The following is an 8,945-nucleotide window of genomic DNA, read 5'->3' on the forward strand; positions in this document are numbered from 1 at the left end:
CGGGCCTATGATGCGGCTTTCCCAGCGGCAGGTTCGAGCATGAGCGAGAGCAACCGGCAACGCGCCATCGGCCTGGTCCAGGCCTATTACGATGCCTTCAACCGCGGCGATTGGGATGCCATGCTGGTGTTCCTGGCCGACGACGTGGCCCACGACCTCAATCAGGGTGCGCGCGAAATCGGGCGTGCGGAATTTGCCGCCTTCCTGCAGCGCATGAACGACAGTTACCGCGAACAGCTGCGCGATGTGGTGATCACTGCCAACGACGATGGCACCCGCGTAGGTGCCGAGTACGTGGTGCACGGCGTCTACCACACCACCGACGAAGGCCTGCCGGAAGCCACCGGGCAGACCTATGTGCTGCCGGGCGGTGCGTTCTTCGACGTGCAGGGCGACAAGATCACCCGTGTCACCAACTACTACAACCTGCAGGAATGGATCGCGCAGGTATCGCGCTGAGTGTCAGCGCTGTGTAGAAGCGCGCTTGCGCGCGACGAGGCATTCCCGGTAACGCGTCATCGCGCGCAAGCGCGCTCCCAGGCGGTGGTCCGGGTTACAGCAACACGATGCCGGCCACCACCAGCACGAAGATGCTCCACTTGAGCACCTGGTACAGCGGGTTGTTGCGTTCCTTCAGCGCCTTGGCCTTCAGGCGCGCGGCGTAGAAATAACGGAACACGCGGTTGATGCCGCCGGTCTTGTCGCCTTCCTGATTGGGCGAGGCGCCGGCCGAGAGCAGGCTGCGGCCGACGAAACGGTTCGCCGCCGCTGCCCAGCGCCAGCGCATCGGGCGCTCGATGTCGCAGAACAGGATGATGCGGTCCTGGTCGGTGTCGTTGCGCGCGTAGTGGATGTAGGTCTCGTCGAACATGGTCCATTCGCCATCGCGCCAGCTGTGGCGCTGGCCGTCGACATCGATGAAGCAACGGTCGTCGTTGGGCGTGGCCAGGCCAAGATGCAGGCGCATGGAGCCTGCGAACGGATCGCGGTGCGGGCGCAGTTCGCTGCCCGGCGGCAGTTCGGCAAACATCGCCGCCTTCACCGTGGGAATGGATTTCAGCAACGCGGTGGTCTGCGGGCACAGCTCGGCCGCCGACGGGTGGGCGGTGCCGTACCACTTCAGATAGAAGCGCTTCCAGCCACGGCGGAAGAACGAATTGAAGCCGATGTCGGTATAGCCGTCGGCGGCGCGGATCTTCTGCATCTGCTGCAGCGCCACCGCTTCGTCGCGGATCAGCGACCAGTTGGCGCGTAGCGGCACCAGTTCCGGAAATTCCTTGCCCGGGTCGATGAACGGCGTGGTCGGCACCCGCGAACACAGGTACATCAGCGTGTTGACGGGGGCCATGAAGGTGGAATGGTCCAGCAGCTGCCGGCTGAGCCGGTGTCGCACGCGACCGCGGTAATGGATATAGAGCGCCGATGCGATGAACAGCGCGATGAGAAGCCACTTCAACATGGGGGAGGCCGATTGGGGGGCGGAGGCCGCAAACGTAAGAGTGGCTGCCAACAAGCGCGCGCAGTGCTGCGCCGTGTCGGTAGACACCATCGAACAGTGTGGGCCGCAGCAGGAAACCGTGGCCGATCATTTCAGAATTCTAGCAAGTGTGGCCGCCTCGCCTGGCACCTGGGCATCAGCGTGGGCGCAATACTCTGTGTCTCACCGGCAGTGGCTGCGCGGCGAGCGGCCTTCTGTACCGCCGCTCAGTCGATGCGGCGGCGGATCGGGATTGCGCTCACCGGCACGCTGGCGATGTCGTGCCCATGTTCGCGGATGGGTGCGCCCGGCGCCGGCGCCCAGGCATGCGCGTAGATCACTTCCCAGGAGCTGGGCAGGGTGCCGTCCGGCCGTCGCAGCGGTTCGTAGGCAGCGCTGGCGGCAGCGAAGCGGCCGCGTCCGGTCAGGGTGGCGCGGCGGTTGCTGAGCGCATTGGTGGCGCCCATCGCACGCAGTTCGCGCATCAGCGCGGGCAGGTCGTTGTAGGTCAGGGTGAACAGGTCGCGGTCCAGCACCGGGTCGCGGAAGCCGGACATCAGCAGCGCATCGCCGAACTGGGCGATTGGCGGAAAACGGCTGACATGCGGGGCCGGGTCGGTTTGCGCAAAGGCTTCGCGCAATTCGATCAGCGTATCCGGGCCGAAGGTGGAGCACAGCAGCAGCCCGCCCGGCCGCAACGCACGGCGGAAACCGGCGAACACGGCCGGTAGGTCTTCCACCCACTGCAGGCACAGATTGCTGAAGATCACATCCACGCTGCCGTCGGCGACGGGCAGCGCGCGCGCATCGGCGCAGACCTGCGCGAACGGCTTCCACCAGCCGGCCGCCTTGCGCGCCTGGCGCAGCATCGGCATGGCCTGATCCAGCGCGATGACCTGCGCCTTGGGCCAGCGCTTCTTGATCGCGCCGCTGGCATGGCCGGGCCCGGCGCCGACATCCAGCACCACCTTGGGCACCTGCGCGCCCAGGTAGTCGAGCGATTCGAGCAGGCGCGTTTCTGCTTCGCGTTGCAGCGCGGCGGCGGCGGTGTAGGTGCTGGCGGCACGCGCAAAAGCGCGCCGGACGTGGCGGGGGTCGAAGGTACTGTTCATGGCGCCGCTATTGTCGCCGCTGGCCGGGGTGGAGGGAATCGATGTGTGGTGCCAACCGGCGATGGGCCGGGCGGGTTCATTGCGCTAGAACGTGCCGGGATAGCTGCCGCCATCGATGAGCAGGTTCTGCCCGGTGATGTAGCCGGCCTGCGCGCTGCACAGAAACGCGCAGGCTGCGCCGAACTCGTCCGGCTCGCCAAACCGTGCGGCCGGGATGCCCGCACGCTTGCGCTCGGCGACTTCGTCGGCGCTGCTGCCCTGTCGTTGCGCGATGGCGGCGAAATTGCCGCGCAGGCGGTCGGTGGCGAACTGCCCGGGCAACAGGTTGTTGATGGTGACGTTGTCGGCGACGGTGCTGCGCGCCAACCCGGCGACGAAGCCGGTGAGGCCGGCACGCGCACCGTTGGACAGGCCCAGGATATCGATCGGCGCCTTCACCGCGCTGGAGGTGATGTTGACGATGCGGCCGAAGCGGCGTGCGCGCATGCCATCGACGGTGGCGCGGATCAGTTCGATCGGCGCGAGCATGTTGGCGTCCAGCGCGCGTAGCCAGTCTTCGCGTTCCCACTGACGGAAATCGCCCGGCGGCGGGCCGCCCGCGTTGTTGATCAGGATGTCGACCTGCGGGCAGGCCGCGAGCGCGGCGCTGCGTCCTGCCGGCGTTGCGATATCGGCGACCACGCTGCGCACCTCGCCAGCACCGGGGCGTGCGCGCAGTGCGTCGGCGGCCTGTTCCAGTGCGGCGCTGCCACGCGCCGCAATCACCACATTGACGCCTTCGCTGACCAGCGCACCTGCGCAGCCCAACCCCAGGCCTTTGCTGGCGGCGCATACCAGGGCCCAGCGGCCGGCGATTCCCAGATCCATGCGATGTGTCCTCGATCAGCGATAGCGCATGCTCGGCGATCCGCTCATGGCACGGACGCAACGAAGCGTTGCAGCGCCTCGCTTACCTGATCGGCGTGACCGAGAAAAGGGGCATGGCCACCGCCGGCGATGGTGAGCGCCTGCGCCTGCGGGGTGAGCGCAGCGGCGGCATGCATGCCGGCGGCAGGCACCAGGCGATCGCGTTGCCCGGCGATCCACAGGCTGGGGCGTGCCAGTTGCGGCAAGGCGCGGCGCAGGTCGGTGCGCTCGAGCAGGGCAAGCCCTTGCTGCAACGCATCGGGCGCCGGTTCGCCACGCGCGCTGAGCGTTTCGCGCAGGCTGCGCAGCTCGCTGCGCGCATGCGCCGAGCCGAGTGTGTCGAGCGCAAGAAACCGCTCCAGCGTGCCGCGATAGTCACGCGACAACTCGGTGCCGAACTGCACGAACACCTCGCGCTGCACTGCATCGGGCCAGTCGTTGCCGCGCACGAAACGCGGTGTGGCGGCGATCATCGCGAGCCCGCGCACCTGCGGTTGGGTGGCCGCCGCATGCAGCGCAAACAACCCGCCCAGCGACCAGCCAAGCCACACCGCCGGCGGTGTGGCTGCCGCAATCTCTGCGACCACGTACGGCAATGCCAGCGGTGTGCGGTCGTCGCGACTGAAGCCGTGCCCGGGCAGGTCGACCAGATGCAGTTGATAGTGCGACGACAGGCGCTCCACCAGCGGCGCGAACACCCCGCCGTGCAGTGCCCAACCGTGCAGAAGAACCAGCGCAGGCCCGTGGCCGATGACGTCGATATGCATGCGCGTATTGTCGCCGATTGTTGCGTGCCCATACGCGTTGATCGAGGCGCGTTGGTGCTGCGACAGGGTCCAGAAATACTGGATGGTGGTGGCCTTGTCGCCGCTTGCAGTTTGCCGATTGGCGCTTGGGTGTTTAGGTATGGCGCTGTTGCGGCGCGCCGGCGTCAGTGCGAGACGGCTGCACGCAGCGCGCCGATCTTCGGGGCCAGCAACGCCCATTGCGTGCGCGCATGCCCGCGCCAGCGCCGTGCACGCCGCGCCTGGATCGTGGCCGCCAACCAGTCGGGGTCGAATCCACCCCAGACGCCGGCCACGCTGCGCAGATTGCCGATCAGCACCGGATGTACCTCGTGCAACAGCATCGTGCGTGACTGTTCCAGGGTGAATGGTGAGACGGCTAAAACGTGCGCAATGCTGTCGTCGTCGCGACTGTCGGTGTCCAGATACAGCACCGACAACGCTTCCCACACGCGGCGCTGCGCCGCTGTGGCTGTACCCGGCGTCGCCAGCGGCATGTCAGTGACCAGATGCCATGGGTGGCCAGTACGCATGCACCGCAAAACCGGTGCAATGCACACAGAGCAGGTCGCAACGAAACGTCAGCGCGCGGGTGCCGCCTGCCACGCGCGCGCGTTGTGCAGTCAATGCGTTGGCTGGGTGGGCCCTGCCACTTTCAGTACAGGCCACGCATGCAGGGCGGCGCCCTCAGGCAGATGCACGCAGCGGCTGCCGGCTCACCACATCGCGCGCCTGCACGATGGCGTCGATCAGCGCCTGCACCTGCTGCGGGGTGTGCAGCGCAGACAGCGTCACGCGCAGGCGCGCCTTGCCTTCGGGCACGGTGGGTGGACGGATGGCGCCGACCATGAAACCAGCCTGTTCGAGCGCGGCCGACATTGCCATGACGGTGGCTTCTTCGCCGCACAGCAACGGCTGGATCGGTGTGTCGGAGGCCATCAGTTCGAAGCCATGCTTGCGCGCGCCATCGCGGAAAGTGCCGATCAATTCGACCAGGCGCGTACGCCGCCAATCGTCGCGGCGCGCCAGGCGGACTGCGGCCAGGGTGGCGGCCACCTGCGCCGGCGGCAACGCGGTGGTGTAGATATACGGCCGCGCGGTTTCGGCCAGATGGCGGATCAATGCTTCTTCGCCGACCACGACCGCGCCGTAGCCGCCGAGCGCCTTGCCCAGCGTCACCAATTGCAGGGGTACTTCGGCCACGCCCAAACCGGCATCGGCCACGCAACCGCGCCCCTGCGGGCCCAACACGCCCACACCGTGCGCGTCGTCGACATAGAACAACGCGTCCTGCATGCGCGCCACCAGGCTCAACGCACGCAGCGGCGCCACATCGCCATCCATGCTGAAAACGCCGTCGCTGGCCAGCATCGCCGCACCGTCGGGTGCGCCCTTGAGCTGGCGCATCGCACCTTCCACGTCCAGGTGCGGATAGCGCCGCAGCCGGCAGCCGGCCAGGCGGGTGGCGTCGAGCAGGCTGGCGTGGTTGAGCCGGTCCTGCACGCAGACATCGTCTTCTTCGCTGAGCAAGGCCTGCTGCACGGCCAGGTTGGCGATGAAGCCGCTGCCGAACAGCAACGCCGACGCGTAGCCCAACCACTCGGCGATCTCGCGTTCCAGCGTTTCGTGCGCGGTGTGGTGGCCGCAGATCAGATGCGAGGCGGTGGCGCCGGCACCATCGCGCGCGGCGGCGTCCTGCAAGGCGGCGACCACTTCGAACTGTTGCGACAGGCCCAGATAGTCGTTGGAGCAGAAACCGGTCAGCCAGCGGCCGTCGATCTCCAGCCGCACGCCATCGCGGCGCCCCACCAACCGCCGCACCCGCACCCGTTCCTGGGCCACACGCAATTTACGCAGCGACGAAATCCGTTCGTGCAGATCGGGGCGAGCCATGGGGGCGTTCGACAACGAAAGAAGGGCCGCTAGCGTAGCGTGCCGCGCTCATATCGCCCAGCTGGCACCGACGGCCGGTGGCAGCGTGGTGGGCTTGAGGTGCATGGGCTGCCGGCGATGCCTGTTGAACGCTGCAGCCCGCCCTTCTCGGCTCTGAAGGGCTGGACGTAGTGCGGGGTCACGCCGGAACGGCGTGCTCCGTCATGCGGCGTGTTCGCACGCCGCGCCGCGGGTGATGTCCGCATGCACGGTGCCGGGGTGGTCGTGCTCGGCGGCATCGACGGTGATCTGCATCGGGCGCAGGCCCAGGCGCTGGAACAGGGCCTGGTCGCGCTCGGTGTCGGGGTTACCGGTGGTCAGCAGTTTTTCGCCGTAGAAGATCGAGTTGGCGCCGGCCAGGAAGCACAGCGCCTGCAGTTCGTCGCTCATCGCTTCGCGGCCGGCGGACAGGCGCACCATCGACTTGGGCATGGCGATGCGCGCGACCGCGATCATGCGCACGAACTCGAACGGGTCCAGCTGCTGGGTACCGTGCAGCGGGGTGCCGGGCACCTGCACCAGCTGGTTGATCGGTACCGAATCCGGATGCGCCGGCAGCGTGGCCAGCGCCAGCAGCAGACCGATGCGGTGTTCGCGGGTTTCGCCCATGCCGACGATGCCGCCGCAGCAGGTCTTCAAACCCACATCGCGCACATGTTCCAGGGTGTTCAAACGGTCCTGGTATTGGCGGGTATGGATGATGGAATCGTAGTAATCCGGCGCGGTGTCCAGATTGTGGTTGTAGTAGTCCAGCCCGGCGTCTTTCAGCGCGCGCGCCTGGCCTGCGTCGAGCATACCCAGCGTGGCGCAGGTCTCCAGGCCCATGGCCTTGACCTCGCGGATCATCGCGGCCACCTTGGGGATGTCGCGCTCCTTGGGCGAGCGCCAGGCGGCGCCCATGCAGAAACGCGAGGCGCCGGCAGCCTTGGCCTGGCGCGCCTTGGCCACGACTTCTTCGGTCTCCATCAGCTTCTGCGCGGTCACGCCGGTGTCGTAGCGCTGCGCCTGCGGGCAGTACGCGCAATCTTCCGGGCAGCCGCCGGTCTTGACCGACAACAGCGTGGAGACCTGCACTTCCGCCGGATCGAAATGGGCGCGGTGCACGCTGGCCGCACGGTGCAGCAACTCCGGAAACGGCAGATCGAACAACGACTGCAGCTCTTTGCGATCCCAGTCATGGCGTACGGCAACAGACATCGGAGTTTCCTGACAGTCAGCGGCTTGGAAGCCAGGCAGTCTGGTGAGCATGGAAGAAGCTGTCAACTTTGAAGAAGTGGGATCGGTTTACAGGTGGCCGCACCGGGTGTTGCGGCTGCTGTTGCCGAGTCTGTGTCTGGTCTGCGCGGAAGCGGGCATGGCCGATTGCGACCTATGTCCGTCGTGCCGGGCCGCATTGCCGGAGCATGGCCATGCCTGTCTGTGCTGCGCTACCCAGTTGTTCGCCTCCGATGGGGCGGCGCTGTGCGGGCAGTGCCTGCAACAGGCCCCGCCCCTGCAGCGCGTACATGCCTGTTTTACCTATCGCTGGCCGGTGGACGGGCTGCTGCGGCGCTTCAAGTTCCATCAGGACCTGGCGGCGGGCCGCCTGCTCAGCGAGTTGATGGCCCGGCGCTGCGCCAGCCTGCCGCGACCGCAGGCATTGGTGCCGGTGAGCCTGCACCGGCAGCGCCTGCGCCAGCGTGGGTACGACCAGGCGCTTGAGTTGGCCAGGCCGCTGGGCCGCGCGCTGCGGCTGCCGTGTCTGCCGGTGCTGCGACGCGTCCGTGCCACCGCGCCGCAATCCGAGCTGGACGCAATCGAGCGGCAGCGCAATGTACGCGATGCGTTCTTGGCACGCGGGGCGTTGCCGGCACATGTGGCGCTGGTGGACGACGTGATGACCACCGGCGCCACGTTGCATGCGGCGGCCAAGGCCTTGCGGCGCGCGGGCGTGCAGCGGGTGGATGCGTGGGTGTGCGCGCGGGTGCCGTGATGGGGGTGGATGCGGTTTCTGTGTGAGGTGGCTCTGTCATAGCCCAAAGACACTTCAGCGCGGGCTGCAGGCGTTGCTTGGTCCCGTACCTTCACCCCAACCCCTTATCTCTTGGCGATCTGCCAGATTAGGTGTCGAGAGCCGGCGTGGTCGACCGATAACCCACAGGTCTAAACAACCGCGGGAGAGCGAGGTCGCCACGCCGGGATCTCCTGGCAAACGCCCGAACAGTTGCTGGAGTTGGCACTCGTAACGATCAGGCTGGGCAGCCCAGGAGAGCTCTCGACCCTTCGAGCATAGCGGAGTTTTTCCATGGCATACGGCGTAGGTATCGATGTCAGCAAGCAGTGGTTGGATGTGCATGTGCATGGCTGCAAAGGCGAGCGGCGCTTCCCCAACACGGCGGCAGGTCTGCGCCAGCTGCGCAGCTGGCTGGGACACATGGAGCTGCACCAAGTGGTACTGGAAGCCACGGGCGGCTACGAACTGGCAGCGTTGGATGCGCTGCATGCGGCCGGCCTGCCGGTGGCGCGTGTGAACCCTCGCCAGGCGCGTGACTTTGCCAAGGCCATCGGCCAACTGGCCAAGACCGACACCTTGGATGCGCGCGTGCTGGCGCAGATGGCGATGGTGGTATCACTCACGCCCTACCAGCCGCTGGAAGGCTGGCGCCGTCAGCTGCGCGAGTACCAGCAGCGCCGCACGCAGGTGTTGGCGACGGTGCAGCAGGAGCGCCAGCGGCTGTCTCAACTGACCGATGT

Annotated in this window: 10 protein-coding genes; 3 read left to right on the top strand and 7 right to left on the bottom strand. The window is 67.2% G+C overall.

Annotated features, from left to right (window positions below):
* Positions 1-39 precede the first annotated feature (39 nt).
* Positions 40-459 (top strand): nuclear transport factor 2 family protein, encoded by a 420-nt coding sequence (locus tag A7D16_RS11825; RefSeq protein ID WP_064632931.1) that lies wholly within the window; start codon positions 40-42, stop codon positions 457-459.
* A 94-nt stretch (positions 460-553) separates the two neighbouring features.
* On the opposite strand, the gene lpxO is transcribed toward A7D16_RS11825, so the two are convergent.
* From lpxO to bioB, 7 genes are all read right to left on the bottom strand, one after another.
* Complete coding sequence (lpxO, locus tag A7D16_RS11830; protein ID WP_064632934.1) at positions 554-1,459, bottom strand: lipid A hydroxylase LpxO; 906 nt, start codon at positions 1,457-1,459, stop codon at positions 554-556.
* A 245-nt stretch (positions 1,460-1,704) separates the two neighbouring features.
* Positions 1,705-2,589, bottom strand: coding sequence for a malonyl-ACP O-methyltransferase BioC (gene bioC / locus A7D16_RS11835; RefSeq protein WP_064632936.1), 885 nt, complete (start codon positions 2,587-2,589; stop codon positions 1,705-1,707).
* An 84-nt stretch (positions 2,590-2,673) separates the two neighbouring features.
* Positions 2,674-3,456 (bottom strand): SDR family oxidoreductase, encoded by a 783-nt coding sequence (locus tag A7D16_RS11840; RefSeq protein WP_064632938.1) that lies wholly within the window; start codon positions 3,454-3,456, stop codon positions 2,674-2,676.
* 44 nt (positions 3,457-3,500) lie between these two features.
* The gene (gene bioH / locus A7D16_RS11845) at positions 3,501-4,262 is read right to left on the bottom strand and encodes a pimeloyl-ACP methyl ester esterase BioH (RefSeq protein ID WP_064632960.1); all 762 of its coding nucleotides are present in this window, start codon (positions 4,260-4,262) and stop codon (positions 3,501-3,503) included.
* A 164-nt stretch (positions 4,263-4,426) separates the two neighbouring features.
* Positions 4,427-4,777 carry a DUF7079 family protein gene (locus A7D16_RS11850; protein ID WP_064632963.1) on the bottom strand — a complete coding sequence of 117 codons (351 nt, stop codon included), beginning with the start codon at positions 4,775-4,777 and terminating at the stop codon, positions 4,427-4,429.
* Positions 4,778-4,967: 190 nt separating this feature from the next.
* Entirely contained in the window at positions 4,968-6,173 is a 1,206-nt protein-coding gene (gene bioF / locus A7D16_RS11855) for an 8-amino-7-oxononanoate synthase (protein ID WP_064632942.1), read from the bottom strand.
* 201 nt (positions 6,174-6,374) lie between these two features.
* Positions 6,375-7,409: a biotin synthase BioB gene (bioB, locus tag A7D16_RS11860; protein ID WP_064632944.1), complete on the bottom strand. Its 1,035-nt coding sequence runs from the start codon at positions 7,407-7,409 to the stop codon at positions 6,375-6,377.
* A gap of 49 nt (positions 7,410-7,458) precedes the next feature.
* Between bioB and A7D16_RS11865 the strand changes: the two genes are divergently transcribed.
* Together A7D16_RS11865 and A7D16_RS11870 are read left to right on the top strand one after the other, a co-directional pair.
* Positions 7,459-8,184, top strand: coding sequence for a ComF family protein (locus tag A7D16_RS11865; protein WP_193395461.1), 726 nt, complete (start codon positions 7,459-7,461; stop codon positions 8,182-8,184).
* Positions 8,185-8,496: 312 nt separating this feature from the next.
* Positions 8,497-8,945: IS110 family transposase (locus A7D16_RS11870; protein ID WP_153043145.1), on the top strand; the 449-nt coding region annotated here is incomplete at its 3' end.

It is taken from the genome of Xanthomonas nasturtii, assembly GCF_001660815.1.
Lineage (GTDB): Bacteria > Pseudomonadota > Gammaproteobacteria > Xanthomonadales > Xanthomonadaceae > Xanthomonas > Xanthomonas nasturtii.